Below are 25,556 nucleotides of genomic sequence, written 5' to 3' on the forward strand. Positions count from 1 at the left end.
CGTCATGACAATTATTGAAACGGCAACTGCGCCACAGGCGCAACAGCGGAGTGACCTTCTGCTGGATGTAAACGATCTCCGCGTCACCTTTAAGACACCGGACGGGGATGTCACCGCCGTAAACGATCTCAACTTCAACCTGCGCGCGGGTGAAACGCTGGGTATCGTGGGCGAATCCGGCTCCGGGAAATCTCAGACGGCGTTCGCGCTGATGGGGCTGCTGGCCGCAAACGGTGTAATTGGCGGATCCGCCAAATTCAACGGACGTGAGATCCTCAACCTGCCTGAACACGAGCTGAACAAGCTGCGTGCTGAGCAGATTTCGATGATTTTCCAGGATCCGATGACCTCGTTGAACCCGTACATGCGCGTCGGTGAGCAACTGATGGAAGTCCTGATGCTGCACAAAGGGTTGAGCAAAGCTGAAGCCTTTGAAGAGTCCGTTAAAATGCTCGATGCGGTAAAAATGCCAGAGGCGCGTAAGCGCATGCGCATGTTCCCGCATGAGTTCTCTGGCGGTATGCGTCAGCGTGTGATGATTGCCATGGCGCTGCTGTGTCGTCCAAAACTGCTGATTGCCGATGAACCCACCACCGCGCTGGATGTGACCGTCCAGGCGCAAATCATGACCCTGCTGAACGAGCTTAAGCGTGAGTTCAACACGGCGATTATCATGATCACCCACGATTTGGGCGTGGTTGCCGGTATCTGTGACAAAGTGCTGGTGATGTATGCCGGCCGTACGATGGAATATGGCAAAGCGCGCGATGTTTTCTATCAGCCTGCGCACCCGTACTCGATCGGCCTGTTGAATGCGGTGCCACGACTTGATGCGGAAGGGGAATCCCTGTTGACCATTCCGGGCAACCCGCCAAACCTGCTGCGCCTGCCGAAAGGCTGCCCGTTCCAGCCGCGCTGCCCGCACGCGATGGAGATTTGTAACAGCGCTCCGCCGCTGGAAGAGTTTGCACCAGGCCGTCTGCGCGCCTGCTTTAAGCCGCAGGAGGAGCTGGTATGAACGCATTAGATGAAAAAAGAAATGTGCTGCTCGAAATTGCCGATCTTAAAGTGCATTTCGACATCAAAGACGGTAAACAGTGGTTCTGGCAGCCGCCCAAGACCCTGAAAGCTGTGGATGGCGTAACGCTTCGTCTGTATGAAGGGGAAACGCTGGGCGTGGTGGGTGAGTCCGGATGCGGTAAATCGACCTTTGCGCGTGCCATTATCGGTCTGGTGAAAGCGACCGGTGGTAAAGTGGCGTGGCTGGGTAAAGATCTGCTGGGGATGAAGCCCGAAGAGTGGCGCGACGTACGCAGCGATATTCAGATGATATTCCAGGATCCGCTGGCCTCCTTAAACCCGCGTATGACCATTGGTGAAATCATTGCCGAGCCGCTGCGGACCTATCATCCGAAGATGCCACGTCAGGAAGTACGCGATCGTGTTAAGGCGATGATGATGAAAGTGGGGCTGCTGCCAAACCTCATCAACCGCTATCCGCACGAATTCTCCGGCGGCCAGTGTCAGCGCATCGGTATTGCCCGCGCGTTAATCCTTGAGCCGAAGCTGATCATCTGCGATGAGCCTGTCTCCGCGCTGGATGTGTCGATTCAGGCGCAGGTGGTTAACCTGCTGCAGAAGCTGCAGCGTGAAATGGGGCTGTCGCTGATCTTCATTGCGCACGACCTGGCGGTGGTGAAGCACATTTCTGACCGCGTACTGGTCATGTACCTGGGCCATGCCGTGGAGCTGGGCACCTATGATGAGGTGTACCACAATCCACTGCACCCCTACACCAAAGCGCTGATGTCCGCGGTGCCAATTCCCGATCCCGATCTGGAAAAAAATAAAACCATCCAGCTGCTGGAAGGCGAATTGCCGTCGCCGATTAATCCGCCATCAGGCTGCGTGTTCCGTACGCGATGCCCACTGGCCGGGCCGGAGTGTGCGAAAACACGACCGGTTCTGGAAGGCAGTTTCCGACATGCGGTTTCCTGCCTGAAAGTAGACCCGTTATAATCGCAAGGGCTGACATGATGTCAGCCCTTATTTTTTGCGAGGTTACCGTGTCGAGTCTATTCACCTCTGCCCGTCGGCGGCTTTATCATTTTTTATTCGATCCTAAAACGATATCCGGACGCCGCTTCGAAGGGATCTGCGGGCTGTTTGCACTCATCAGCGTGGTGGTTATTTTCTTTGAATCGGGAGCCGGGACGCAGTATCACCTGACCTATGATGAATGGCATATATTTGTCTGGATCGAACTGATTATTACCCTGGTCTTTACTGCCGAATATCTGCTGCGGGTCGTCTGCTGGCCCAACCCGGCGAGATATGTTTTCAGCTTCTGGGGATTTATCGATTTAGCCACCGTCCTGCCGCTCTACGTCATGTGGTTGTGGCCCGAGATTAGCCTGAGCTATGTCTTTGCATGGCGGGCGATGCGCGTTATTCGTGTATTACGTATTTTGAAATTGCTGCGTTTTATGCCGTCTCTGCGGGTCTTCTGGAGCGCAATAGTCAGTGCCCGGCATCAGCTCATTCTGTTTTACTCGTTTATCGCGATCGTCATGATTGTTTTCGGTGCGTTGATGTACCTGATAGAAGGTCCAAAATATGGCTTCACAACGCTGAATGCCTCTGTGTATTGGGCCATTGTCACCGTCACGACCGTTGGCTACGGGGATATCACGCCGCATACGCCGCTTGGATGTATCGTCGCATCGGTGCTGATTCTGATTGGGTATTCGGTGATTGCCATTCCGACAGGTCTTATCACAACCCATATGAGCAGCGCATTTCAGAGCCGCAAACAGCAGCGAAAATGTCCGGGTTGTCACCAGGCTGAACATGAGCTTAACGCCCGCTTCTGTAACCGTTGCGGGAGTGCGCTACCGGATTAAACAAAAAGGCTGCATCCGCAGCCTTTTACTATTCGCGCCAGATGATATGACACAGCTTATGGTCTTTCTCGCGGCAGAGCAGCACGCGGGCGAAGATGTCATTAATTTCGCCACCATCTTCATCTGCCAGCCCAATCACCACTTCGGCAAAGAAGTCAGGATTGAGATCGTAATCCACGTGCTCAGCCCAGTCTTCTGCAGGGTCGAATAACTCCGCACCGCCGCGCTCTTCGAACTGCAGATTAAAGAGGATCACATCTGCGGGATCGAGGTTATCAACCGCCAGTTCGAGAAAAATGTCATAGGCCTGCTCGAGCGTTTCGTCTTCGGTCAGGCGATTGTTCAGATCCATTTCCATGATGACTACCTGTTAAACATCGTTGGGCACGTTTTACAGCAACGGACTAAAGAAGTAAAACAGTCGTTCAGCAATTCTCTGCCACAGCGGACGTTTTACCCACAGCCGGGCATCCAGCAGGCGCGAACGGGAGATATAATCGTCCTGTACCGCCGCCAGATCACCGCCGAATCCGGCATCATCAATGACCAGCGTGATTTCAAAGTTTAACCACAGGCTGCGCATATCCAGGTTTACCGTGCCCACCAGACTTAACTCACCGTCCACGAGGACGCTTTTGGTATGCAGGAGCCCGCCTTCAAACTGGTAGATTTTTACCCCGGCGGCAAGCAGTTCGCTAAAGAACGCACGGCTGGCCCAGCCCACCAGAAGTGAGTCATTTTTGCGTGGCAGAATGATGCTGACATCGACACCGCGTTGTGCTGCGGTGCAGATTGCGTGCAACAGGTCATCGCTCGGAACGAAGTAGGGCGTGGTCATGATCAAATATTCACGCGCCGCGTAAGTGGCGGTCAGCAGCGCCTGATGGATTAAATCCTCCGGGAAACCCGGCCCGGAGGCAATGGTATGGATGGTATGTCCGCTGGCCTCTTCAAAGGGCATGATATTGCCATCCGGTGGCGGCGGGAGAATACGCTTACCGGTTTCTATCTCCCAGTCGCAGGAATAGACAATCCCCATGGAGGTGGCGATCGGCCCTTCCATCCTTGCCATCAGGTCAATCCACTGGCCGACCCCCGAGTCCTGCTTGAAGAAGCGGGGGTCAACCATGTTCATGCTGCCGGTATAGGCAATATAGTTGTCGATCATGATCATCTTGCGGTGCTGGCGAAGATCCATCCGGCGCAGGAAAACGCGCAGTAAATTGACCTTTAACGCCTCGACCACTTCGATGCCGGCATTACGCATCATCCCTGCCCAGGGGCTACGGAAAAAGGCGACGCTGCCTGCGGAGTCGAGCATCAAACGGCAGTGAATGCCACGACGTGCGGCAGCCATCAGTGATTCCGCTACCTGGTCTGCCATCCCGCCGGGCTGCCAGATATAGAACACCATCTCGATATTGTGACGAGCCAGTTGAATATCGCGGATCAAGGCCTGCATGACGTCATCAGAAGAGGTCAGCAGCTGGAGCTGATTGCCTTTTACCCCACCAATACCTTGTCTGAGTTCGCACAGTTTAAATAATGAGGAGGCAACGCTGCTGTTTTCTTCTGCGAAGATGTGTTTACAGGCTTTGAGATCGCTCAGCCATTTGGCGGTGGAAGGCCACATGGCCCGGGCACGCTCGGCACGACGCTTGCCCAGATGAAGTTCACCGAAAGAGAGATAGGCAATAATTCCTACCAGCGGCAGGATATAAATTATAAGAAGCCAGGCCATGGCAGAGGGTACGGCTCTGCGCTTCATCAGGATGCGCAATGTCACACCCGCGATTAACAGCCAGTATCCCAGAATGACCAGCCAACTCACCACGGTGTAGAAGGTTGTCATAGGTAAAAAAATCCTTTTGAAAGCGTATTGTTATGAGTGTACGCATCAGGAATCATCTGGCAAATAAAAACGCCAGGTAAAAGCGCTGGTTTGCTGCAGGGTTGGGTTTATAATGGCCTCTCTTTTAAAGAAAGAGTTGTAGACATGAAGCGCAGTAGAACTGAAGTAGGGCGCTGGCGCATGTTGCGACAGGTGAACCGTCGTAAGGCTCGTTGGCTGGAAGCACAATCCCGCCGCAATATGCGTATACACGCCATCAGGAAATGTGGAATGACCCGGCACCGCAATGCGTTGCTGTTCGCAGTCCAGGATTTCTGAGAACCATCAGGGCACCGCAAGGTGCCCAATGATTTTATGGCGTCTGGTTGTTGGGAATAGCGTCTTTGCAGCGCTATTCCTGTTGTGTTGAGCAAAAGGAGGGAGAAGTGTTTGCGGAGTTTGGCGTACTGAATTTCTGGACATACGTTGTCGGCGCATTTTTTATCGTGCTGGTGCCAGGGCCGAATACTTTATTTGTGCTGAAAACCGGGATTGGTCACGGCGTTAAAAAAGGGTATCTCGCCGCCACCGGCGTGTTTATCGGCGATGCCGTACTGATGTTCCTGGCCTGGGCGGGCGTTGCCGCGTTAATTCAGACCACACCGGTACTGTTTAATATCGTACGTTATTTAGGTGCTTTTTATCTGCTGTGGCTGGGCGGTAAAATGCTCTGGTCGGTTATTACCCGTCAGAATAATACACATGAAAGCGGTACCGAGCCTGCCAGCATGATCATGAAACGCTCGCTGGTATTGAGCCTGACGAACCCGAAAGCGATTCTGTTCTACGTCTCGTTCTTTGTTCAGTTTATCGATGTGAATGCGAAGAATACCGGTACCTCTTTCCTGATCCTCGCGACCACGCTTGAGCTAATAAGCTTTATGTATATGAGCTTCCTGATCTTCTCAGGCGCTTTTGTCACACGTTATCTGAAAACGAAAAAGAAACTGGCAAAGCTGGGGAACGGCCTGATAGGACTGTTGTTTGTCGGGTTTGCGGCGCGGTTAGCATCGCTGCATTGATTGAAAGAAAGGCTCCTGAGGGAGCCTTTTTTAGTATCAGAACACTTTTTTGTACGGTCGAACCGTCACTTTCGCATAAACACCCGCAGCAACGTACGGATCGGCATCGGCCCAGGCCTGAGCGGCCTCCAGGGATTCAAACTCGGCAATCACCGTGGAGCCAGAAAAACCGGCAGCACCCGGATCGTTGCTGTCGACGGCCGGCATAGGGCCCGCAGTCAGTAAACGCCCTTCATCCTGCAGCAACTGTAAGCGTGCGAGGTGAGCAGGGCGTACAGACTGGCGTTTTTCCAGGGAATCAGCGACATCTTCAGAGTAAATCACGTAAAACACGGTGAAGCTCCTTAACCATTAAAAGTGTCAGTTACGTTATGTGAAAGGACAACTGACTGCAATGTAAAATAAAAACAATGTTACTACCCTGATCTGAATGCCTCTTTTTTGGCCTCTCCCGCGCCTAAATTGCGCCAGAACAAAGTGTCTTATTGAATATGATTGCTATTTGCATTTAAAATCAGGATTCGGTTTTTTAACGTTGATGATTATGACTTCGATGACCCTTGATTTACCTCGCCGCTTTCCCTGGCCGACGCTGCTTTCTGTCGTGATTCACGGTGCTGTCGTGGCGGGTTTGCTCTATACCTCGGTTCATCAGGTTATTGAAATGCCAGCGCCTTCGCAGCCCATTTCAGTGACGATGGTCTCGCCTGCGGATCTTGAGCCGCCGCAGGTTGCACCACCGCCGCAGCCGGTTGCTGAGCCGGAGCCAGAACCAGAACCTGAGCCGGTTCCGGAGCCACCAAAGGAAGCGCCGGTGGTGATCCATAAGCCCGAACCCAAACCCAAACCGAAGCCTAAGCCGAAACCAAAACCGGTGAAAAAGGTGGAGGAGCGCCCTAAACGGGAAGAACGTCCGGTTGAACCACGCGCTACGCAGAGGGTAGAAAACACTGCGCCTTCGCGTCCGTTGATGAATAACACGCCCGCGACCGCAAAAACGACGCCAACCGCGCCCGCTGGCCCGCGCGCCGTGAGCCGCAACCAGCCGCAATATCCTCCTCGTGCTCAGGCGTTGCGCATTGAAGGTCGCGTGCGGGTCAAATTTGACGTCACCCCGGACGGGCGTGTTGATAACGTGGAAATCTTGTCTGCTCAGCCTTCAAATATGTTTGAGCGTGAAGTGAAATCGGCGATGCGCAGATGGCGTTATGAGCCAGGCAAACCAGGCAGTGGGTTGATCGTTAATATTGTTTTCCGCCTGAACGGCGGGGCGCAGATGGAATAAGAAAAGCCTCCGAAAGGAGGCTTTTTTATGTCTGACGATCAGGCCTGAGGCAGCGGGCGGGGTTTACCCTCGCTATCGACTGCCACATAAATAAACAGCGCTTCTGTTGCTTTATAACGCTGTCCAATCGGTTCAGATGAGACCTTTTTCACCCAGACTTCAATGTTAATGGAAATGGAAGTATTACCGCGCTTGACGCAGCGTGCATAGCAGCAGACCACATCACCCACCGCGACCGGGCGCAGGAAGGTCATCCCATCCACCCGGACGGTCACAACGCGACCATGCGCGATCTCTTTTGCCAGAATTGCGCCGCCCATATCCATTTGCGACATCAGCCAGCCGCCAAAAATATCGCCATTGGCATTCGTGTCCGCAGGCATTGCCAGTGTGCGTAAAACCAGTTCGCCCTGAGGGGCGTCATTTGTTGTCATTGTTTTAAACTCGTAACTGAAGACTTCAGGCGGGATGCTACTATGATTTTTGGCAGGAGAGAATAGACCAGAACGCCTGTTGTGCACGTTCTGGTCGGGGATTCATCAGTGTTTATCATCCTGCGGCATGTGCCGGTAGATATAGACACCGCTTAACAGAGTGAAGATGAGCGTCAGCGCCGTCAGACCAAAGACCTTGAAGTTGACCCAGATACTCTGCGGCAGCCAGAAGGCGATGTAGATATTCGCCAGGCCGCAAAGAATAAAGAACAGCGCCCAGGCGATATTCAGACGAGACCATACTTCCTGTGGCAGCGTCAGCTCTTTACCCAGCATGCGCTGGATCAGTGGCTTTTTCATTACCCACTGGCTGATCAGCAACGCACCGGCAAACAGCGCGTAAATCACGGTGACTTTCCATTTAATGAATTCATCATTGTGGAAGAACAGCGTCAGCCCACCGAACACGGCCACCAGTGCGAACGTAATCAGAGCCATTTTTTCGACTTTACGATAGCGAACCCAGCTGTAGATCAGCACGATAGCGGTAGCAACGATCAGCGCCATCGTGGCTGCATAAATGTCATACAGCTTATAAAACGCGAAAAACACGACCAGCGGTAAAAAATCAAGAAACTGCTTCATTCTGTGATTCCATCTTCTGTGTGGGGCCGGGTGCTGCGATACACCCGGCCACAGGATTACTGACGAATTAACATATACAGGCGGAACAGATAAACCAGCAGTATCGCTGAAATCAGATTACTCAGCGTGTTGGCTACCACCGCACCGACGTTCGGCGTTAAGACTGCAAAGTTTGGGGCAAACAGCAGCAGGAGCGTTTTGGCCAGCAGCCAGCTAATTACGGCCGGTGCCACCAGGCGCATATTGGCCCATGCCAGTTTGATGCTGCTGCGCATGGCGGTAAAGATCCCCATTTTGTCCTGCACCACCATCACCGGAGCGAACGCGAGGACGATAGCCAGCAGCACGCCTGGAACCACAACGAGCATGATCCCCATTTGCACCAGCAGGGTGGTTAAAAAGATGAGGATAAACAGCTTAGGCAATACCGGCGCGCTGGCACCGATCGCCCGTAAGGCGCTGACGCGGTGGCCTGCAGAAACCAGCTGGATCATCAGCAGAACGCCGCCCGCGAGAATGGCATTGCCGATCAGTCCAGAGAAAGTCGATGCCGCAGAGGCCCGCAGCAGGATTTGCTGCTGCTCTGGCGTCATGTTTTGCACCAGCTCAAACAACCCCACGCTACCTGCAAGATGGTCGCCCTGGCTCAGGCTGGCGATCTGTTCGTCACTCGGAGAGAACGCGTGACCCAGAACCACCGTAATAAAGGCGCATAACAACGCGATCAGTAAAAAGGTTACGAACTGATTGCGGAAAAAGTTTCCCGTGTCACGGTAGACAGACTTCGCCGTGATAGACATGCACTCTCCTTGAGTATTGCAGGTGTTAATTAGCCGGCAATTGTACACCGGATAACGCGGTCGTGGCAGCATCAAGGCTTGTATGGAAAAGCATATCTTTGTAAAGCGGCGGTAATCCGAAGCGCGCGCGGGCGCGATTACAGGCTTCGTTGACCTGACCCTCTTCGCCAGACATCGTAAAGTCCCGACACGGGCTGGGGCGATCCTCATAGATGGAGCAGCGGGTCGACACGCCTGGCTCGCCTTGTAACGCCACACAGCGGGCCTGCTTTTGATTCGTACCGCTCATGCAGCGCAGAAAAGGGGATAACGGTTCAGTGAGATGAACCGGAACGGTGCCGCCGCCATCGCTGGCTTCGGCCCAGTAGAAAGAGACTCGAAAATACGCACAACAGGCTCCGCACGTCATGCACGGGTTCATATCACTCATGGCACACCTGCAAAAAAGAACGCATCAAATCACATTGTGAGAGCGCTAAATTATCCAGCCGCCATTCGAAGAGCAAGAGGGGGGAAACAGAAAATTTTGTAACCGGGAAATGCCAAAAATTGACGTAAGAACAACTTTTGGCCTTACGGCGTGTCACCAAAAATTAACCCAGATCAATGAATGTTAAGTTACTGGTTTTAATGTGATCTGTGACAGATCACTTATTACTCATTTGTGAGTATATTCTCATCCGCAGCTAAAACCACAACGATGGAGCGGATATGAAAAAATTAGCGGTGGCAGCCCTTATCTTAAGCAGTCTCTCTGGCGGCGCGTATGCGCATGAAGCAGGTGAATTCTTTATTCGTGCCGGTTCGGCAACGGTACGTCCAACTGAAGGTTCTGATAACGTGCTGGGAATGGGCGGCTTCAACGTCAGCAACAACACCCAGTTAGGTTTAACATTCACGTATATGGCGACGGATAACATTGGCGTTGAGCTGCTGGCAGCGACGCCATTCCGTCATCGCGTTGGTTTAGGCCCAACCGGTGATATCGCCACGGTGCACCATCTGCCGCCAACGTTGATGGCGCAGTGGTACTTTGGTGACTCAAGCAGTAAACTGCGTCCCTATATTGGCGCAGGCGTGAACTACACCACCTTCTTTGATGAGAAATTCAACGATACCGGTAAAGAGGCCGGGCTGACCGATCTCAGCCTGAAAGATTCATGGGGCGTGGCAGGACAGGTGGGGATGGACTATCTCATTAACCGCGACTGGTTAATTAACGCCTCAGTCTGGTATATGGATATCGATACCGATGTCCGCTTCAAGGCAGGCGGACAGCAACAAAGCATCAGTACCCGTCTGGATCCATGGGTATTTATGTTCTCTGCAGGTTATCGTTTCTGATTCTACTTTCCGGGACTGGCCAGAACATGGCCAGTCTTTCTAGCGGCTTACCTCTACGGTTGCCCCTGCATGTTCCAGCGGGCAGAACCCATATCCTGAAATACACGCTCGTCTGTGAAGGGCGGGAAGGTGGCCCGTGTTGCCGCGTCGGCTAAAGCCTGGCAATACGCTTTGTCTCCGCCTTTTATCTCCAGGTTCTGCAGTAGCCCGTCGACGGTGAAGTCGAGATGCATGTTGCATCGCTTACCATTCCAGGCGTGCGGATCGGTCAGCGCCGAGTCCAGCGCTTTCTTTATCGCGGCAGCCTGTTGACCATAGATATCCTTATCGGAGACTTTACCGGACTGCTTATAGGAGCACGAGTCGAGAGCGGTTTTCTTCTGACAACCTTCAGGCGCGAGAGGGGCACAGCCCGTTATTGCTGTGGCAAGGCATACCAGCATCACTACTTTTTTCATTGTTAAGTCCGTTTATCGAAATTATTTTATTGTACAACGATTTAAATAAGCCCCGGGATTCCGGGGCTTAAGTTTCTCACCAGCCTCGCTAACGTACAACCAGCACCGGGCATTTTGCATGGCGTACCACAACCGCCGCGTTTGAACCTAAAAGGTAGGTTGTGATATCCGGTCGATGGGACGCAATGATAATGAGGTCAGCGTTGATACTGTCAGCCAGCTTCAGGATCTGATCTTTAGGCGCACCTGAAATGGCGTGTGTCTCCACACGATCGGCAGGTAAATTGAACTGCTTAACCATCTCTTTGAGCTTCGTAAGGGCTTCTTCCTGAATCTCCGCCAGCTTTGGCATTTCAACCGAATACGCCAGCCCAAGCGATGAATAGTAAGGGAAAGAAGGCACTACCGTCAGAAAATGGATTTTACCGTTACCGATTGCTGCGTTTGCCTGAACATAGGGAATCACCTGTTCGGTCAGACGACTTTCAGAGATATCGACAGGGACTAAAATTGAATTAAACATACCTCACCTCCTGTTTGTTTTTTATCCACTTTAAGTGTAGTGCTCCCATTTTCAGTGGCGTTGTGTTCGCCATCAAAATGGGAGGTGAGGCAGCTTTTTTGACGGGGGGGACGCCCCCCGTCACCTGGCGGTTTACTTCTGGATAAGATAGCGAATGGTCGGGCCATCCTGCTGAATATACAGTACGGTGTAACCGTGGTTTTTGGCATCCAGAGGAATGTTGTTGATGGACTGCGGGCAGTCGCTCACCACTTCCAGAATCTCCCCTTTTTGAAGCCGCGGGAGCGCTTCAAGCGTAGCGACAGCCGGGTAAGGACACGGTTCACCGACCATATCAAGGCGGTAGTCAGGCACAATCTCTTTCATGCTGCATTCTCCTGGGGTTCAGGTTTAACCGTGGCACGGCGAAAGAAGCGTTTCTCTTGCACGACAACCAGTAAAAAAGCGACCAGCAGCAGGGCGTAGGTCACCAGCAGCCCGCTGAGCGGGCCAAACGTGCTGAGCAGATTCACCTTGTCCCAGTTCGTGGCCAGCACCGGAGACAAATCGTCCCAGTACCAGGCCAGCAGGGTGGAGCCGATGACGTTCCCCAGACCTACCCACCAGTAATGCACCTGACCTTCAACCGCGCGGTACATCCAGCCGGTTTCACACCCGCCAGCCAGTACAATTCCGAAGCCAAACAGCAGACCGCCAATCACCGCGTTCGGACCAGCCCACATGATTTTCGGCTCAACACCCAGTTGCACATAGCTGAAGATGCCAATGGCGCTTACCGCCATACCCGCAATAATCGCTTTGGCCATCATTGTACGGCCGGTGATCCACATATCGCGAAACGCCGAGGTGAAGCAGATCTGCGCACGTTCTATCAGCAGGCCGAAACCGACACCGAACAACATGGCCAGACCCAGCTTAGGCTGGTTGAGCGCCGTACAGAGCGCCCAGGCGACCATGGCGAAAAAGACCAGCATGCCGAGACGAAAACGACGACGCGCCTGAGAAGGCTTTTGCGTCAGCGGCGAGGCAGCGCTGACCTTCACCATTTTGACCGGAATGCGGAACAGCGGCAGGAGGGTAAACTTCGCGCCAAAGTAAGAGCCAATCGCCGTGGCGACAGCAAAAAACCAGGCGTGCAGCGAAAACTGTGGAATGCCGGTAAAGAAAGCGGCCAGGTTACACCCCATCGCCAGACGGGCGCCGAACCCGGCAATCATGCCGCCGACAATCGCCTGCATAACGCGTATCCGGCTTTTAGGCATTCGCAACTTAACGTTGTTAGCCCACAGCGCGGCGGCAAAACAGCCCCCGAACATGCCGATAATCATCATACCGTCGATGCGGGTCAGCGGCGTGCCGTCCAGATGAATAAGCTTAAAGTAACCCCACTCCTCGGTATGTACGCCAGCGAGCTGCAGCAGTTGCCCACCCCAGCGGGTGAATTCGCCGGTTACGGCCCAGAAGGTGCCGGTAATGCCGAAATAGTAGGTGGAAAGGATCCCCGCCGCGATGACGGCCGGTACTGGTGACCAGAACTTAACCAGGTAAGTCTGTTTGAAGTATTGCCATGACATGAGTAAGCCTCTGAACTCAGAAGGTTTAAAGCCGAAAAGAGACCAAATCATACGCTTACGGCAAGGTTTGAAAAGCCATTCACGCCGAAAATATCGATGGGATCAATTTTGGCGTAACGCTTAAGTGATAGCGGGAATATAAGAGGAAGACCGTCTGGCTGAGTCGCCAGACGGTGGAAGGATCAGGCTTTACGCGTTGCGGCTTTCATCGCCGTAACAAATGCTTTGAGTTCAGCCAGCATCTGATCGGGTTTGTCTACGTTCTTCTCAATGATTTTGACGATAGCAGAGCCGGAGATCGCGCCTGCCGCTTTTGCGTCAATTGCCGCCGTAACCTGATCCGGGGATGAAATCCCGAATCCCTGCAGCGGAGGTGCTGCGTGGTATTCAGCCAGTTTTTCTACCAGATGATGCAGCGGCAGCGCGGCTTTGTTGTCAGCACCCGTCACGCCCGCGCGGGAGAGCAGGTAGGTGTAACCACGGCCGTAAGAGGCAATCTGGCGCAGCAGTTCGTCATCGGCGTTTGGCGGGCAGATGAAAATCGGCGCCACGTTATGACGCATAGCCGCCTGGCGGAACGGTGCAGATTCTTCAACCGGGACGTCGGCCACCAGCACGGAGTCTACGCCGACCCGCGCGCACTCGGCATAAAATTCGTCGATTCCGCGGTTAAACACCAGGTTGGCATACATCAGCAGGCCAATCGGAATGGTCGGGTGCTTCTGACGGATCGCGGCCAGCATCTCAAAACACTGCGTTGGGGTGACGCCCGCGGCAAAGGCACGCAGGGTGGCGTTCTGAATGGTCGGGCCATCCGCCAGCGGGTCAGAGAACGGGATCCCCAACTCCAGCGCATCGGCACCGGCTTCAATCAGGGCGTCGATAATTTTTAGCGACTGTTCCGGGCCCGGATCGCCCAGGGTTACGAAGGGAACGAACGCGCCTTCCTGGCGGGATTTCAGTTGTGCAAATGCGTTATCGTAGCGTTCCATCAGATTTCCCCTCGTGCTTTCAGAATATCGTGAACGGTGAAGATATCTTTATCACCGCGACCGGAAAGGTTAACGACCAGCAGTTGCTCTTTTTCCGGGTTTTCTTTCATCATTTTCAGCGCATGCGCCAGAGCATGCGAGGACTCCAGTGCCGGGATGATCCCTTCGCTGCGGCACAGCGTCTTAAACGCTTCCAGCGCTTCGTCATCGGTGATGGAGACGTAGTCCGCGCGTCCGGTGCTGTTCAGGAACGCATGCTGTGGCCCGACGGACGGGAAATCCAGACCGGCAGAGATGGAGTACGACTCTTCAATCTGACCTTCATCGGTCTGCATCATCGGCGCTTTCATGCCGAAGTAGATCCCCACGCGGCCATGTTTCAGCGGAGCGCCGTGCTCACCGGTTTCAATCCCGTGACCCGCTGGCTCCACGCCGATCAGGCCAACACGGGTTTCGTCGATAAAATCAGCGAACATCCCGATGGCGTTTGATCCCCCGCCCACGCAGGCAATCACCGCGTCCGGCAGACGGCCTTCTTTTTCAAGGATCTGCGCTTTGGTCTCTTCGCCAATCATGCGCTGGAATTCACGCACGATAGTCGGGAACGGGTGCGGGCCAGCGGCTGTGCCGAGCATGTAGTGCGCGGTTTCATAGCTACCAGACCAGTCGCGCAGCGCTTCGTTACAGGCATCTTTCAGCGTGGCAGAACCACTGTGAACCGGGATCACTTCTGCGCCCATCAGACGCATACGGAATACGTTCGGAGACTGACGCTCAACGTCTTTCGCCCCCATATAGATACGGCATTTCAGGCCGAGGAGGGCGCTGGCCAGTGCTGATGCCACGCCGTGCTGACCCGCGCCGGTTTCGGCGATGATCTCGGTTTTGCCCATCCGTTTTGCCAGCAGTGCCTGTCCTAACACCTGGTTGGTTTTATGCGCGCCGCCGTGCAGCAGGTCTTCACGCTTGAGGTACAGCGTGGTTTTGGTGCCGGCAGTCAGGTTACGGCATTTGGTCAGCGCTGTTGGACGGCCCGCGTAGTTTTTTAGCAGGTCGGTAAATTCAGCCTGAAACGCTGGATCTTTCTGTGCGCTCACAAACGCTTCTTCCAGCTGGCGCAGTGCGGGCATCAGGATCTGCGGAACGTACATCCCGCCGAACTCACCAAAATACGGATTAAGTAATGTCGTCATTTTTTCTTCCTTAATATGCACGCAGAGTTTTAAATACCGAGGCCAGCTTACTGGCATCTTTGATGCCCGGTTGCGACTCTACGCCTGAATTGAAATCGAGGCCCGCGCAGCCGGTTTTGGCTGCTTCCACACAGTTATCCGGGCTAAGTCCACCCGCCAGCAGGACATTGTCCAGCGCTTCGCCGTTCAGCAGTGACCAGTCAAAACGCTGGCCTGTACCGCCCTGGCCGTTATCGAGCACGTATTTATCAACATGATTCAGGTTACGTGCTGGCAGGGTGCTGCCCACGCTCTGCGCTTTCCAGATCTGAACCTGAGGAGCCAGCCCGGCACGCAGGGCATCGATGTATGCCTGATCTTCATCACCGTGCAGTTGTACTGCACTAAGGGATAACGCTTCGGCTTTTGCCGTAACGTCCGCAATATCAGCGTTACGGAAGACGCCCACATAGCTGAGTGGGGCTGCCGCTATCACCTTGCGTGCCTGTTCATCGCTCACCGCACGCGGTGAGGAGCCCACAAAGATTAACCCGCCGTAAATAGCCCCCGCCTCATAGGCGGCCTGGGCATCCTGTTCGCGGGTTAAGCCGCACACTTTGTTTTCACCCAACAGCACCCGACGCACTGCGGCATTGAGATCGTCATGTGCCATCATCGCGGAGCCAATCAGGAAACCGTTGGCGAAGTGGCTCAACTCACGCACCTGGGCGTAGCTGTTGATCCCGGATTCACTGATAACGGTCACGCCAGAGCCCAGACGCGGTGCCAGCTGACGCGTACGATTCAGGTCGATTGACAGATCGCGCAGATCGCGGTTGTTAATCCCGACCACTTTCGCCTGCAGTGCAATGGCACGCTCCAGCTCTTCTTCGTTGCTCACCTCGGTCAGCACGCCCATGTTGAGGCTGTGCGCCACCGCAGCCAGCTGGCGATACTGCTCGTCGTCGAGTACCGAGAGCATCAGCAGGCAGGCATCAGCCTGGTAAAAACGCGCCAGCCAGATCTGATACGGGTCGATAATAAAGTCTTTGCACAGAATCGGTTGCGGCGCGATGCTGCTGACAACAGGCAGAAAATCGAAGCTGCCCTGGAAATATTTCTCATCCGTCAGCACGGAGATCGCCGACGCATGATGCTTATAAATGCCGGCAATACGCGCCGGATCGAAATCCTCACGGATAACGCCTTTCGACGGGGAGGCTTTTTTGCACTCAAGAATAAATGCGGTGCGCACGCCCTGCAGGGCATCATAGAAACGACGGCTGCTTGGGACGACGTCGTTCTGAAAACTGGCAAGCGGCTGCTGCGCTTTGCGGGCTTCCACCCAGATGGCCTTATCGGCAACGATTTTCGCTAAAACGGTCTGCATTCTTTACCCTCTTGCCGCAAGTGCGGTAACGCGATCGTAAGCTGCACCAGAGCGCAGTACGTCCAGAACTTTTTGTGCGTTGGCTTTGAGATCTTCTTCGCCGTGCAATCGCATCAGCATGGCGACGTTGGCTGCCACGGCTGCCTCATGGGCGACCTCTCCCTTACCTTGTAATAAGCGCGTGAGAATGTCACGGTTTTCTTCCGGCGTGCCGCCTGCCAGCGCCTCCTGATGATACGGCGTTAAACCAAAGTCGGCGGCTTCCAGCTGATAGCTCAGGATTTCGCCATTGCGCAGTTCCGCAACGAGAGTTGGCGCGTGAAGGGACACTTCATCCATTCCCCCGCTGTGAACTACTGCCGCGCGCTGATAACCGAGCACGCGCAGGGTTTCGGCAATTGGCAGAACCAGTTCCGGGCTGTAAACACCAATCAGCGCCAGCGGCGGGTGCGCCGGGTTGATCAGCGGCCCCAGTACGTTAAACAGCGTGCGTGTTTTGAGTTGCTGACGAACCGGCATCGCATGGCGGAAACCGGTGTGATACTTCGGCGCAAACAGGAAGCAGACGCCCAGATCGTCCAGCGCTTCACGGGAGCGTTCGGCGTTCATATCCAGGTTAATACCGAAGGCAGCCAGCAAATCGGACGAGCCCGAGCGGCTGGAGACACTGCGATTACCGTGTTTCGCCACCTTCAGGCCACACGCCGCGGCCACGAAGGCACTGGCGGTGGAGATATTGATGCTATTGCTGCCATCTCCCCCGGTGCCGACAATATCCGCAAACTGATAATCCGGGCGCGGGAAGGGGGCGGCATTTTCCAGCAGGGCCGTGGCGGCACCGGCGATTTCTTGCGGGCTTTCGCCGCGCACTTTCATGCTTACCAGCGCGGCCGCCAACTGTTCAGGTTTCAGCTCACCGCGAACCACGGCAGAGAAGAGCTGGTGGCTCTCCTGCTGGCTCAGGGTCTGCGCCTGATACAGCTTTTCCAGAATCGGTTGCAGCGTGTTGGTCTGCTCCAGTTTCTGCAACGCCCAGTCCAGCGTCTGCTCCAGCAGTCGCGCGCCATGGGTCGTGAGAATCGACTCCGGATGGAACTGCATGCCGCAGACGCGATCCGCATCGTGACGCACGGCCATTACCATCCCTTCAAACGAGGCGTTAATGGTCAGCCCGGCCGGGATGTTGCTGCCTACCAGGGAGTGATAGCGCGCAACCGGCAGCGGATTTGGCAGGCCGGCAAACATCGCCTGGCCGTCATGTTCAATGCTGGAGGCTTTGCCGTGCAGGATCTCACCTGCCTGACCCACGTAGCCGCCATAGGCTTCCACAATCGCCTGGTGACCCAGGCAGATACCGATAATCGGCAGTTTACCGCGCATACGGGTCAGCAGCTCCGGCATACAGCCCGCTTCACTGGGGGCACCTGGGCCAGGAGAGAGCATCAGCACCGGGTTTTGCATGGTTGCCAGACGGTCTATCAGCGTCTGTGCCGGAACATGGTTACGATAGATAACGACGTTGTGACCATTCGCACGCAGCTGATCTGCCAGGTTATAGGTAAAAGAGTCGATGTTATCGAGCAGCAGAATGTCAGCCATCAGAAAATCTCCTGTGCGTGATGTGCGGTAGCAATGGCGCGCAATACAGCGCGGGCTTTACTGCGGGTTTCGTCAGCTTCAGACTGCGGAACAGAATCCAGAACAATCCCTGCGCCTGCCTGCACGGTAGCGATACCGTCCTCAACGTAGGCGGAGCGGATCACAATGCAGGTATCCAGATCGCCATGGGCGGTGAAGTAGCCCACTGCACCACCGTAACTGCCGCGACGGCGCCCTTCAGCCGCCGCGATCAGCTGCATGGCGCGAACTTTCGGCGCGCCGCTCAGCGTGCCCATGTTCATACAGGCGCGGTAGGCGTGAAGCACGTCGAGGTCGCTGCGCAGTTCGCCCACCACGCGGGATACCAGATGCATAACAAACGAGTAGCGGTCGACCTTGGTTAAGTCCGCCACGTAGCGGCTGCCAGGGGTACAAATGCGCGCCAGGTCGTTACGGGCCAGATCAACCAGCATCAGATGCTCGGAGAGCTCTTTATGGTCGGTACGCATTTCCAGCTCAATGCGGCTGTCGAGATCGCGATCCAGCGAGCCATCGGCTCGACGGCCGCGTGGCCGGGTTCCGGCAATCGGGTAGATCTCAATCTGGCGGCTGGTGGCGTCATATTTCAGTGAACTTTCAGGGGATGCGCCAAACAGGGTGAAATCGTTGTCCTGCATAAAGAACATGTACGGGCTTGGGTTGCTCTTTTTCAGCACGTCATAGGCCGCGAGCGGCGACGGGCAGGGCAGAGAGAAACGACGGGACGGAACAACCTGGAAAATTTCTCCGGCGCGAATCGCTTTTTGCATCTGGCGAACCACGGCACCGTACTGATCGTCGCTCTGATTAACCTCACAGGTCATTTTCTCGACACGATGTACAGGCAGCGCAGGCGGCGCTTCGGTCATTTGTTGCTGCAACTGCTCAATACGCTGCTCAAGGCGTTTTTTCTCTGTCGCGGATGGCGTGAAGAGGCTTGCCTGAATACGGGTGTTTTTTTTCTGGTGGTCGATCACCAGTAAGGTTTCGGCCAGGTAGAAGCAGTAGTCGGGGCAGCGGTTACCCTGTTCAATGTCCGGTAAATCTTCGAACCCGGCCACCAGGTCGTAAGCAAACAGCCCGCCAAAGAACATTGCTTCGCGTTCATCTTCCGGCACGGTGACCAGATTTTGCAGCAGACGGAAGGCATCAAAAACGGAAAGAGAGCACAGGCGTGCGTCTTCGTCCAGCAGTTGGCTCACCGGCGGGAAGTGCAGAACGCGCATTTCAGGATGGTGTTCATTTTCGATACCAGCAGGCAGGCTCGCATCCAGTAACGGCAGCAGAGCCGCACCGTTATCCGATAACGCTTTGATAGTGACGGTGTCACCTAGCGCCGTAATGCGCAGCGCGCTGTCCACCAACAGCAGGCTCTTGAGATCGTCTTTGCTGTCAATATCGGCGGATTCCAGTAACAACGTGGCTGGACGCGCACCGCAGACCTGATGAAACAGCGCGGTTGGGTTGTGGCGATAGGCCGCCTCGCTGGTCAGCAATTCGAGGTGTGGTTTGGCTGTTTGCATTATGTTGTTCTCATTTATTCTGTTCAAAAAAAAGCCCGCTGATGAGCGGGCGGGTATCTGTTTGCTGTACGCAGACGTGTGACACTGCCCGGAAATCAGGAAGTGCGCCACCAACCGTGCAGAGTGAAATGTGCAGTCATTTTCAGATACCTTTCTCGTGTGAACTTGCGTACTAGTTAACTAGTTCGATGGCGTATTGTCAACCCTTGATTTCAGAATTTCGTGGCAAGTCGGTATCATGGGCTTTTAAGATGTCTCTAACCTGTGACGGGAAGTGCTTTGAGCGATACCACCTACGCCGTAATTTATGATTTACACAGCCATACCCAGGCCTCCGATGGTCTGCTGACGCCCGAAGCGTTGGTGCATCGTGCCGTTGAAATGCGGGTTGGCACGCTGGCCATAACCGATCACGATACAACCGATGCCATTCCAGCCGCGCGCGCCGAGATTGCCCGCAGTGGTCTGGCACTCAAACTGGTTCCTGGCGTCGAGATATCGACCGTCTGGGAGAATCACGAAATCCATATTGTTGGCCTGAACATCGATATAGACCATCCGGTAATGTGTGCGTTTTTGCAAGAACAAAAAACGCGCCGCAACCAGCGCGCAGAAATGATCGCTGAACGTCTGGAAAAGGCGCATATTCCGGGCGCACTGGAAGGGGCACAAAGGCTGGCAAACGGGGGGGCGGTAACGCGCGGTCATTTTGCCCGTTTTCTGGTTGAGGCCGGCAAGGCCACAACGATAGCGGATGTCTTTAAACGCTATCTGGCCCGCGGGAAAACCGGATATGTTCCGCCACAGTGGTGTACAATAAAACAAGCTATTGATGTGATTCATCATTCTGGCGGTAAGGCCGTGCTGGCCCATCCGGGGCGGTATAATCTTTCTGCTAAATGGCTGAAAAGACTGTTGGCGCATTTTGCCGAATGCGGTGGCGAGGCGATGGAAGTCGCCCAGTGTCAGCAGGCGCCCAACGAGCGTTCGCAGCTTGCGACCTACGCCCGCCAGTTTGGTTTGCTGGCGTCACAAGGCTCAGATTTTCATCAGCCCTGTGCGTGGATAGAACTGGGACGCAAGCTTTGGTTACCCGCAGGCGTTGAGCCTGTCTGGCAGCTCTGGGAACAGCCACAGCAACTTGAAGAGAGGGAAGTATGAGTCAGTTTTTCTATATTCATCCGGATAATCCGCAGCCGCGCCTGATTAATCAGGCCGTGGAGATCGTGCGTAAAGGGGGCGTTATCGTCTACCCGACCGATTCGGGTTATGCGCTGGGCTGTAAGATTGAAGATAAAGCGGCGATGGAGCGTATTTGCCGTATTCGCCAGTTGCCGGACGGTCACAACTTTACCCTGATGTGCCGGGATCTCTCTGAGCTATCGACCTATGCTTATGTCGATAACGTGGCATTTCGTCTGATTAAAAATAACACGCCGGGCAACTACACCTTCATCCTGAAAGGGACGAAAGAGGTTCCGCGCCGTCTGTTACAGGAAAAGCGCAAAACCATCGGGATGCGCGTGCCGTCTAACCCGATTGCCCAGGCCTTGCTGGAAACGTTAGGTGAGCCGATGCTCTCAACCTCGCTGATGCTGCCCGGCAGTGAATTCACCGAGTCCGATCCGGAAGAGATCAAAGACCGTCTGGAAAAGGTAGTTGAGTTGATTATTCATGGCGGTTACCTCGGTCAGCAGCCGACCACGGTTGTCGATTTAACGGAAGATGCACCGGAAGTGATTCGCGAAGGCGTGGGCGATGTTAAGCCTTTCTTGTAAAGGTGTAAGCAGCTATACTACGCGGCCATCAAATCAGGGCATAGCCCTGGTTTGACCTGATTCGACGCCTGTGAAGGCGACACCTGAGGAAGCTCAATGAGCGAGAAGTTACAGAAAGTGCTGGCGCGTGCCGGCCACGGCTCACGCCGTGAAATCGAAGCCATTATCGAAGCCGGACGCGTGAGTGTGGACGGTAAAATCGCCACGCTCGGTGACCGCGTAGAAATCGTGCCGGGGCTTAAAATCCGTATCGACGGTCATCTTATCTCGGTTAAAGAATCTGCTGAGCAGATCTGCCGCGTGCTGGCGTACTACAAACCGGAAGGCGAACTGTGTACGCGCAACGACCCGGAAGGTCGCCCGACGGTATTTGACCGTCTGCCTAAACTGCGTGGCGCACGCTGGATTGCCGTAGGGCGTCTGGATGTGAACACCTGCGGTCTGCTGCTGTTCACAACGGATGGTGAGCTGGCAAACCGTCTGATGCACCCAAGTCGTGAAGTGGAACGCGAATACGCCGTACGCGTGTTCGGCCAGGTTGATGAGAACAAACTGCGCGATCTGTCGCGTGGCGTTCAGCTGGAAGACGGTCCTGCAGCGTTCAAAACCATCAAATTTACCGGTGGTGAAGGGATCAACCAGTGGTACAACGTTACCCTGACCGAAGGCCGTAACCGTGAGGTTCGTCGTCTGTGGGAAGCGGTGGGCGTGCAGGTTAGCCGTCTGATCCGTGTCCGTTACGGCGATATTCTGCTGCCAAAAGGTCTGCCACGTGGTGGCTATACCGAACTGGACCTGACGCAGACCAACTACCTGCGTGAACTGGTGGGCCTGGCGCCAGAAACCACTTCCAAAGTGGCGGTGGAGAAAGATCGTCGTCGCATGAAGGCGAACCAGATCCGTCGTGCGGTGAAACGCCACAGCCAGGTGAACAATAATCGCCGCGCTGGCAGCCGTAATAACAACGGTTAAAAATAAAAGCCCGGTTAATTTCACCGGGCTTTTTTATCAATAATCAATGCCGATTTGCGCTTTGATACCGGCATCAAAAGCATGTTTAACCGGACGCAATTCGCTGACGGTATCCGCTAATTCCAGAATATCCCGATGACAGCCGCGGCCTGTGACGATCACCGTCTGATGCGCCGGGCGATTCCTGAGTGCCTCCAGTACGGCGTCCAGCGGCAGATAGTCGTAGGCGACCATGTAGGTGATCTCATCCAGTAACACCATGTTCAGGGCCGGGTCTGCCAGCATTCGTTTTGCATGCTCCCATACCGCGAGGCAGGCCGCGGTGTCGGTTTCCCGGTTTTGGGTATCCCACGTAAAGCCTGTCGCCATCACCTGGAACTCAACCCCGTGCGGCTCAAGTAAATTACGTTCACCGTTGGGCCATTCCCCTTTAATAAACTGAATAACACCCACTTTCTGCCCGTGACCAACGGCGCGCGTGGCGGTACCAAAGGCAGCGGTGGTTTTGCCTTTGCCGTTGCCGGTAAACACGATGATGATCCCGCGTTCATCCTGCGCAGCGGCAACACGGGCATCAACCTGTTCTTTCAGGCGCTGCTGACGTTGCTGGTGACGTTCTTCACTCATTGCGAAATCCCGGGTTTACGGCCTGGCTGGGCATCAAAGGTCATCCCTGTTTTACGGCGGCTGTCATCGCCCATCAGCCAGAGATAGAGCGGCATAATATCTGCCGGGGTTTTAAGCTTCTGTGGATCTTCCGTCGGGAAGGCGCTGGCGCGCATTTTGGTACGCGTTCCGCCTGGGTTAATGCAGTTCACGCGCAGATGACGGCTCTGATACTCCTCCGCCAGCACCTGCATCATCCCTTCGGTCGCGAATTTTGAGACCGCATACGCCCCCCAGTTTGCGCGGCCTTCGCGCCCTACGCTGGAGGAGGTGAACACCAGCGAACCGGAATCAGATTTGAGTAATAAAGGAAGCAGTGCCTGGGTCAGAAAAAAGGTGCCGTTGATATTGACCTGCATGACCTGCTGCCAGATTTCAGGATCCTGTTCATCCATCGGGCGAACCTCCCCAAGCAAGCCGGCATTGTGCAGTACGCCATCCAGTCGTGGGTAGTGGGTGCTGATGCGGTGGGCAAGCTCCTGGCACGTTTCAGGGGTACAGGTGAGCAGATCCAGCGTGTACCAGCGGGCAGGAATGCCACCGGCGGCGTCAATCTCCTGAGCCACTCCTTTGAGTTTTTCTTCGTTACGGCCAATGAGAATTACGCTCGCGCCATAGTCAGCGTAGGTCAGTGCCGCTTCGCGGCCAATGCCATCGCTGGCACCAGTGACCAGAATGATGCGGTTCTGCAGCAGATTTTTTTGCGGTTGATAATGCACGGTGACTCCTCGGCGCACAGTGATGCAAAGACGCCTTATTGTGTGACTTTTCGGCTTTATGCCCGAATTAGCATGAGAATTCAATCAGTCTACAGGACGCATCGCTGTAAAATTAACAATTTGCAAATATTTAAACCAGAATCGGGGGATTCCTGAAGACGGCTCGCAGAGGTAATGTCACGAGCGAGACGCATGGGCAGGGCTGTTGTACACTGCCGTGAAAGATTCGTGGTTAAATCAAGGTGGAACGCGTGGAATTACTTTCTCAATATGGGTTGTTTTTGGCAAAGATCGCGACGGTGGTGATTGCCATTGCGGTAGTGGCCGTTCTGATTGTTAACCTGACGCAGCGCAAACGTCAGCGTGGTGAGTTACGCATTACCCGCCTGAGCGAGCAGTATAAAGAGATGCAGGAAGAGATGTCGCTGGCCCTGCTTGACAGCCATCAACAGAAACTGTGGCACAAGGCGCAGAAGAAAAAGCATAAGCAGGACGCCAAAGCGGCAAAAGCCAAAGCGAAGCTTAACGCGCCGGAGGAAACGTCAACCCCGCGTGTCTATGTGCTCGATTTTAAAGGCAGCATGGATGCCCATGAAGTCTCTTCCCTGCGTGAAGAAGTCACCGCCGTGCTTGCCGTGGCTAAACCGCAGGATCAGGTGGTCGTCCGTCTTGAGAGTCCGGGTGGGGTCGTTCATGGTTATGGGCTGGCGGCTTCGCAGCTACAGCGTCTGCGTGAAAAACAGATCCCGCTGACGGTTGCGGTGGATAAAGTCGCGGCGAGCGGTGGCTATATGATGGCCTGCGTGGCGGATAAAATTGTTGCGGCGCCGTTTTCTATTATTGGCTCCATCGGGGTGGTTGCGCAAATCCCGAACTTTAACCGTTTCCTGAAAAGCAAAGAGATCGACATTGAATTGCATACGGCGGGTCAGTACAAACGTACCCTGACGCTGCTGGGGGAGAACACGGAAGAAGGACGTCAGAAATTCCGTGAAGATCTCAATGAAACCCATCACCTCTTTAAAGACTTTGTGCACCGTATGCGCCCGGCGCTTGATATTGACCAGGTGGCAACTGGGGAGCACTGGTACGGTACGCAGGCGCAGGAAAAAGGGCTGGTGGATGAAGTGGGCACCAGTGACGACCTGCTGTTGAATCTAATGGAAGGGCGCGAACTGGTTGGCGTGCGCTTTACCCAGCGTAAGCGACTGCTTGACCGCTTTACGAACAGCGCGGCCGAAAGCGCGGATTGCCTGCTGCTCCGCTGGTTGCAACGCGGACAAAAACCGCTGCTGTAAACAAAAACGCGAGGCCAGAGCCTCGCGTTTTGCGTTAATCGACCAGGTGATATTTCTCTGAAAGCGTGTGCGCCAGGTATTTAAACATATTGAACACGGCGGTGCTTTTCGGGGTGGGTAACCCTTGTTCGTCAAGGAAGTATTCGCCGCTGAATACCAGCACGCCGTTACGTTGTTCCACGCCGGTCGCTTCAATGCCCGCCAGGGTGTCTTCATGGTCACGAATCAGCTTATTTGCTTCGATAAGCAGAGAGGCTCGATCAATGGGTTGGGTTGTATTCTGCATAATCCACTCCTTAAACAGTGACAATAGTCTACGCCGGGGGCGCTTTGGGGGCAAATTTTCCCTGTAATGTGAGGGGGTAAGGTGCCGTGACCTGGCTGGCAGGATTTGCTTTTGCATGCTAATAAAGTTGCGTAACGAATTTTATCAGGTAGAGTGTGCGCTTTCGTCATTCTGGCAACAGAATTGCTTGACATTCGACCGGGAATTCGTCACGAATTACATCCGATGTGAGAAAAATACCCG

General features: G+C 54.5%; 31 protein-coding genes and 1 other annotated feature. Of the genes, 11 read left to right on the forward strand and 20 right to left on the reverse strand.

Translation table 11 applies throughout. The annotated features are described in order from the left end of the window. Positions 1–4: 4 nt before the first annotated feature. From PUZ33_RS01325 to PUZ33_RS01335, 3 genes are read left to right on the forward strand one after another with little or no spacing between them, the layout of a single operon-like run. Positions 5–1,018, forward strand: a complete 1,014-nt coding sequence (locus PUZ33_RS01325; RefSeq protein ID WP_013096273.1) for an ABC transporter ATP-binding protein — start codon at positions 5–7, stop codon at positions 1,016–1,018. Then, a complete protein-coding gene (gene oppF / locus PUZ33_RS01330; RefSeq protein WP_020690924.1) occupies positions 1,015–2,019 on the forward strand; it encodes a murein tripeptide/oligopeptide ABC transporter ATP-binding protein OppF in 1,005 nt (334 codons plus the stop codon). Before PUZ33_RS01325 ends, oppF begins: the two co-directional genes overlap by 4 nt. Positions 2,020–2,033: 14 nt before the next feature. Further along, positions 2,034–2,903: an ion transporter gene (locus PUZ33_RS01335; protein WP_252107549.1), complete on the forward strand. Its 870-nt coding sequence runs from the start codon at positions 2,034–2,036 to the stop codon at positions 2,901–2,903. Positions 2,904–2,931: 28 nt separating this feature from the next. On the opposite strand, the gene PUZ33_RS01340 is transcribed toward PUZ33_RS01335, so the two are convergent. Both PUZ33_RS01340 and cls read right to left on the reverse strand, forming a co-directional pair. Further along, positions 2,932–3,261 carry an HI1450 family dsDNA-mimic protein gene (locus PUZ33_RS01340; RefSeq protein ID WP_013096276.1) on the reverse strand — a complete coding sequence of 110 codons (330 nt, stop codon included), beginning with the start codon at positions 3,259–3,261 and terminating at the stop codon, positions 2,932–2,934. Between the two features lie 33 nt (positions 3,262–3,294). Further along, positions 3,295–4,755 (reverse strand): cardiolipin synthase, encoded by a 1,461-nt coding sequence (gene cls, locus PUZ33_RS01345; protein WP_020690926.1) that lies wholly within the window; start codon positions 4,753–4,755, stop codon positions 3,295–3,297. A 144-nt stretch (positions 4,756–4,899) separates the two neighbouring features. On the opposite strand from cls, the gene PUZ33_RS01350 reads away from it, so the two are divergent. Both PUZ33_RS01350 and leuE read left to right on the forward strand, forming a co-directional pair. After that, a complete protein-coding gene (locus tag PUZ33_RS01350; RefSeq protein ID WP_086528096.1) occupies positions 4,900–5,073 on the forward strand; it encodes a YciY family protein in 174 nt (57 codons plus the stop codon). Between the two features lie 107 nt (positions 5,074–5,180). Then, positions 5,181–5,816 (forward strand): leucine efflux protein LeuE, encoded by a 636-nt coding sequence (gene leuE, locus PUZ33_RS01355; RefSeq protein ID WP_013096278.1) that lies wholly within the window; start codon positions 5,181–5,183, stop codon positions 5,814–5,816. Between the two features lie 36 nt (positions 5,817–5,852). On the opposite strand, the gene PUZ33_RS01360 is transcribed toward leuE, so the two are convergent. Next, entirely contained in the window at positions 5,853–6,149 is a 297-nt protein-coding gene (locus PUZ33_RS01360) for a YciI family protein (protein ID WP_013096279.1), read from the reverse strand. A gap of 220 nt (positions 6,150–6,369) precedes the next feature. On the opposite strand from PUZ33_RS01360, the gene tonB reads away from it, so the two are divergent. Then, positions 6,370–7,101 carry a TonB system transport protein TonB gene (tonB, locus tag PUZ33_RS01365; RefSeq protein WP_058681327.1) on the forward strand — a complete coding sequence of 244 codons (732 nt, stop codon included), beginning with the start codon at positions 6,370–6,372 and terminating at the stop codon, positions 7,099–7,101. Positions 7,102–7,139: 38 nt separating this feature from the next. Here the strand turns inward: tonB and yciA are convergent, their stop codons facing one another. From yciA to PUZ33_RS01385, 4 genes are all read right to left on the reverse strand, one after another. Beyond that, a complete protein-coding gene (gene yciA / locus PUZ33_RS01370; protein ID WP_047024092.1) occupies positions 7,140–7,535 on the reverse strand; it encodes an acyl-CoA thioester hydrolase YciA in 396 nt (131 codons plus the stop codon). Between the two features lie 105 nt (positions 7,536–7,640). Next, complete coding sequence (locus tag PUZ33_RS01375) at positions 7,641–8,180, reverse strand: septation protein A (protein WP_038419778.1); 540 nt, start codon at positions 8,178–8,180, stop codon at positions 7,641–7,643. A 56-nt stretch (positions 8,181–8,236) separates the two neighbouring features. Further along, a complete protein-coding gene (locus PUZ33_RS01380) occupies positions 8,237–8,980 on the reverse strand; it encodes a YciC family protein (protein ID WP_013096283.1) in 744 nt (247 codons plus the stop codon). A gap of 25 nt (positions 8,981–9,005) precedes the next feature. Further along, positions 9,006–9,410, reverse strand: a complete 405-nt coding sequence (locus tag PUZ33_RS01385) for a YkgJ family cysteine cluster protein (protein WP_013096284.1) — start codon at positions 9,408–9,410, stop codon at positions 9,006–9,008. 281 nt (positions 9,411–9,691) lie between these two features. Here PUZ33_RS01385 and ompW point away from each other — a divergent pair, with 281 nt between their 5' ends. Then, on the forward strand, positions 9,692–10,324 hold the full coding sequence (gene ompW, locus PUZ33_RS01390; protein ID WP_013096285.1) for an outer membrane protein OmpW: 633 nt from the start codon (positions 9,692–9,694) through the stop codon (positions 10,322–10,324). Positions 10,325–10,377: 53 nt separating this feature from the next. Here ompW and PUZ33_RS01395 read toward each other — a convergent pair whose 3' ends face one another. The 10 genes from PUZ33_RS01395 to trpL all read right to left on the reverse strand — a co-directional run bounded on the left by PUZ33_RS01395 (position 10,378) and on the right by trpL (position 19,734). Then, the gene (locus PUZ33_RS01395) at positions 10,378–10,782 is read right to left on the reverse strand and encodes a cell envelope integrity TolA C-terminal domain-containing protein (protein WP_058681326.1); all 405 of its coding nucleotides are present in this window, start codon (positions 10,780–10,782) and stop codon (positions 10,378–10,380) included. Positions 10,783–10,870: 88 nt separating this feature from the next. Next, a complete protein-coding gene (uspF, locus tag PUZ33_RS01400) occupies positions 10,871–11,305 on the reverse strand; it encodes a universal stress protein UspF (RefSeq protein ID WP_013096287.1) in 435 nt (144 codons plus the stop codon). 132 nt (positions 11,306–11,437) lie between these two features. Continuing rightward, entirely contained in the window at positions 11,438–11,671 is a 234-nt protein-coding gene (yedF, locus tag PUZ33_RS01405) for a sulfurtransferase-like selenium metabolism protein YedF (protein ID WP_058681325.1), read from the reverse strand. Further along, positions 11,668–12,879: a selenium metabolism membrane protein YedE/FdhT gene (gene yedE / locus PUZ33_RS01410; RefSeq protein ID WP_058681324.1), complete on the reverse strand. Its 1,212-nt coding sequence runs from the start codon at positions 12,877–12,879 to the stop codon at positions 11,668–11,670. The genes yedF and yedE overlap by 4 nt, the downstream gene beginning before the upstream one ends. Positions 12,880–13,061: 182 nt before the next feature. Then, the gene (gene trpA, locus PUZ33_RS01415) at positions 13,062–13,871 is read right to left on the reverse strand and encodes a tryptophan synthase subunit alpha (RefSeq protein WP_058681323.1); all 810 of its coding nucleotides are present in this window, start codon (positions 13,869–13,871) and stop codon (positions 13,062–13,064) included. Beyond that, a complete protein-coding gene (gene trpB / locus PUZ33_RS01420; protein ID WP_013096356.1) occupies positions 13,871–15,064 on the reverse strand; it encodes a tryptophan synthase subunit beta in 1,194 nt (397 codons plus the stop codon). The genes trpA and trpB overlap by 1 nt, the downstream gene beginning before the upstream one ends. A 10-nt stretch (positions 15,065–15,074) precedes the next feature. After that, complete coding sequence (gene trpCF, locus PUZ33_RS01425) at positions 15,075–16,433, reverse strand: bifunctional indole-3-glycerol-phosphate synthase TrpC/phosphoribosylanthranilate isomerase TrpF (protein WP_058681322.1); 1,359 nt, start codon at positions 16,431–16,433, stop codon at positions 15,075–15,077. A gap of 3 nt (positions 16,434–16,436) precedes the next feature. Next, entirely contained in the window at positions 16,437–18,032 is a 1,596-nt protein-coding gene (gene trpD / locus PUZ33_RS01430; RefSeq protein ID WP_020690934.1) for a bifunctional anthranilate synthase glutamate amidotransferase component TrpG/anthranilate phosphoribosyltransferase TrpD, read from the reverse strand. Beyond that, positions 18,032–19,594, reverse strand: coding sequence for an anthranilate synthase component 1 (locus PUZ33_RS01435; RefSeq protein WP_029883574.1), 1,563 nt, complete (start codon positions 19,592–19,594; stop codon positions 18,032–18,034). Before PUZ33_RS01435 ends, trpD begins: the two co-directional genes overlap by 1 nt. Positions 19,595–19,619: 25 nt before the next feature. Further along, positions 19,620–19,713 (reverse strand) — a sequence feature (Trp leader region). Continuing rightward, positions 19,690–19,734: a trp operon leader peptide gene (trpL, locus tag PUZ33_RS25185; protein WP_106993556.1), complete on the reverse strand. Its 45-nt coding sequence runs from the start codon at positions 19,732–19,734 to the stop codon at positions 19,690–19,692. Its footprint overlaps the feature before it by 24 nt. Positions 19,735–19,873: 139 nt before the next feature. Here trpL and rnm point away from each other — a divergent pair, with 139 nt between their 5' ends. The 3 genes from rnm (at position 19,874) to rluB (ending at position 22,344) form a co-directional block, all read left to right on the forward strand. Beyond that, positions 19,874–20,755 (forward strand): RNase RNM, encoded by an 882-nt coding sequence (gene rnm / locus PUZ33_RS01440; RefSeq protein ID WP_013096361.1) that lies wholly within the window; start codon positions 19,874–19,876, stop codon positions 20,753–20,755. Next, positions 20,752–21,372: an L-threonylcarbamoyladenylate synthase gene (locus PUZ33_RS01445; RefSeq protein WP_013096362.1), complete on the forward strand. Its 621-nt coding sequence runs from the start codon at positions 20,752–20,754 to the stop codon at positions 21,370–21,372. Before rnm ends, PUZ33_RS01445 begins: the two co-directional genes overlap by 4 nt. Positions 21,373–21,468: 96 nt before the next feature. After that, a complete protein-coding gene (gene rluB, locus PUZ33_RS01450; protein WP_013096363.1) occupies positions 21,469–22,344 on the forward strand; it encodes a 23S rRNA pseudouridine(2605) synthase RluB in 876 nt (291 codons plus the stop codon). Between the two features lie 36 nt (positions 22,345–22,380). Here the strand turns inward: rluB and cobO are convergent, their stop codons facing one another. Next, the gene (gene cobO / locus PUZ33_RS01455; RefSeq protein WP_013096364.1) at positions 22,381–22,971 is read right to left on the reverse strand and encodes a cob(I)yrinic acid a,c-diamide adenosyltransferase; all 591 of its coding nucleotides are present in this window, start codon (positions 22,969–22,971) and stop codon (positions 22,381–22,383) included. After that, the gene (locus tag PUZ33_RS01460; protein ID WP_023620279.1) at positions 22,968–23,729 is read right to left on the reverse strand and encodes a YciK family oxidoreductase; all 762 of its coding nucleotides are present in this window, start codon (positions 23,727–23,729) and stop codon (positions 22,968–22,970) included. The genes cobO and PUZ33_RS01460 overlap by 4 nt, the downstream gene beginning before the upstream one ends. Positions 23,730–23,980: 251 nt before the next feature. On the opposite strand from PUZ33_RS01460, the gene sohB reads away from it, so the two are divergent. Then, positions 23,981–25,027, forward strand: coding sequence for a protease SohB (gene sohB / locus PUZ33_RS01465; RefSeq protein ID WP_058681321.1), 1,047 nt, complete (start codon positions 23,981–23,983; stop codon positions 25,025–25,027). 34 nt (positions 25,028–25,061) lie between these two features. Here the strand turns inward: sohB and PUZ33_RS01470 are convergent, their stop codons facing one another. Then, a complete protein-coding gene (locus tag PUZ33_RS01470) occupies positions 25,062–25,313 on the reverse strand; it encodes a YciN family protein (RefSeq protein WP_003856804.1) in 252 nt (83 codons plus the stop codon). Positions 25,314–25,556: the final 243 nt, after the last annotated feature.

It is taken from the genome of Enterobacter cloacae complex sp. 2022EL-00981, from assembly GCF_028737495.1.
In the GTDB taxonomy this organism is placed as follows: Bacteria; Pseudomonadota; Gammaproteobacteria; order Enterobacterales; family Enterobacteriaceae; genus Enterobacter; species Enterobacter cloacae.

Bases quoted from the DNA above. Each gene is read 5' to 3' on its own strand.
- PUZ33_RS01325 (WP_013096273.1), top strand. From the start codon at position 5: ATGACAATTATTGAAACGGCAACTGCGCCACAGGCGCAACAGCGGAGT.
- oppF (WP_020690924.1), top strand. From the start codon at position 1,015: ATGAACGCATTAGATGAAAAAAGAAATGTGCTGCTCGAAATTGCCGAT.
- PUZ33_RS01335 (WP_252107549.1), top strand. From the start codon at position 2,034: ATGATGTCAGCCCTTATTTTTTGCGAGGTTACCGTGTCGAGTCTATTC.
- PUZ33_RS01340 (WP_013096276.1), bottom strand. From the start codon at position 3,261: ATGGAAATGGATCTGAACAATCGCCTGACCGAAGACGAAACGCTCGAG.
- cls (WP_020690926.1), bottom strand. From the start codon at position 4,755: ATGACAACCTTCTACACCGTGGTGAGTTGGCTGGTCATTCTGGGATAC.
- PUZ33_RS01350 (WP_086528096.1), top strand. From the start codon at position 4,900: ATGAAGCGCAGTAGAACTGAAGTAGGGCGCTGGCGCATGTTGCGACAG.
- tonB (WP_058681327.1), top strand. From the start codon at position 6,370: ATGACCCTTGATTTACCTCGCCGCTTTCCCTGGCCGACGCTGCTTTCT.
- yciA (WP_047024092.1), bottom strand. From the start codon at position 7,535: ATGACAACAAATGACGCCCCTCAGGGCGAACTGGTTTTACGCACACTG.
- PUZ33_RS01375 (WP_038419778.1), bottom strand. From the start codon at position 8,180: ATGAAGCAGTTTCTTGATTTTTTACCGCTGGTCGTGTTTTTCGCGTTT.
- PUZ33_RS01380 (WP_013096283.1), bottom strand. From the start codon at position 8,980: ATGTCTATCACGGCGAAGTCTGTCTACCGTGACACGGGAAACTTTTTC.
- PUZ33_RS01385 (WP_013096284.1), bottom strand. From the start codon at position 9,410: ATGAGTGATATGAACCCGTGCATGACGTGCGGAGCCTGTTGTGCGTAT.
- ompW (WP_013096285.1), top strand. From the start codon at position 9,692: ATGAAAAAATTAGCGGTGGCAGCCCTTATCTTAAGCAGTCTCTCTGGC.
- PUZ33_RS01395 (WP_058681326.1), bottom strand. From the start codon at position 10,782: ATGAAAAAAGTAGTGATGCTGGTATGCCTTGCCACAGCAATAACGGGC.
- uspF (WP_013096287.1), bottom strand. From the start codon at position 11,305: ATGTTTAATTCAATTTTAGTCCCTGTCGATATCTCTGAAAGTCGTCTG.
- yedF (WP_058681325.1), bottom strand. From the start codon at position 11,671: ATGAAAGAGATTGTGCCTGACTACCGCCTTGATATGGTCGGTGAACCG.
- yedE (WP_058681324.1), bottom strand. From the start codon at position 12,879: ATGTCATGGCAATACTTCAAACAGACTTACCTGGTTAAGTTCTGGTCA.
- trpA (WP_058681323.1), bottom strand. From the start codon at position 13,871: ATGGAACGCTACGATAACGCATTTGCACAACTGAAATCCCGCCAGGAA.
- trpB (WP_013096356.1), bottom strand. From the start codon at position 15,064: ATGACGACATTACTTAATCCGTATTTTGGTGAGTTCGGCGGGATGTAC.
- trpCF (WP_058681322.1), bottom strand. From the start codon at position 16,433: ATGCAGACCGTTTTAGCGAAAATCGTTGCCGATAAGGCCATCTGGGTG.
- trpD (WP_020690934.1), bottom strand. From the start codon at position 18,032: ATGGCTGACATTCTGCTGCTCGATAACATCGACTCTTTTACCTATAAC.
- PUZ33_RS01435 (WP_029883574.1), bottom strand. From the start codon at position 19,594: ATGCAAACAGCCAAACCACACCTCGAATTGCTGACCAGCGAGGCGGCC.
- PUZ33_RS01445 (WP_013096362.1), top strand. From the start codon at position 20,752: ATGAGTCAGTTTTTCTATATTCATCCGGATAATCCGCAGCCGCGCCTG.
- rluB (WP_013096363.1), top strand. From the start codon at position 21,469: ATGAGCGAGAAGTTACAGAAAGTGCTGGCGCGTGCCGGCCACGGCTCA.
- cobO (WP_013096364.1), bottom strand. From the start codon at position 22,971: ATGAGTGAAGAACGTCACCAGCAACGTCAGCAGCGCCTGAAAGAACAG.
- PUZ33_RS01470 (WP_003856804.1), bottom strand. From the start codon at position 25,313: ATGCAGAATACAACCCAACCCATTGATCGAGCCTCTCTGCTTATCGAA.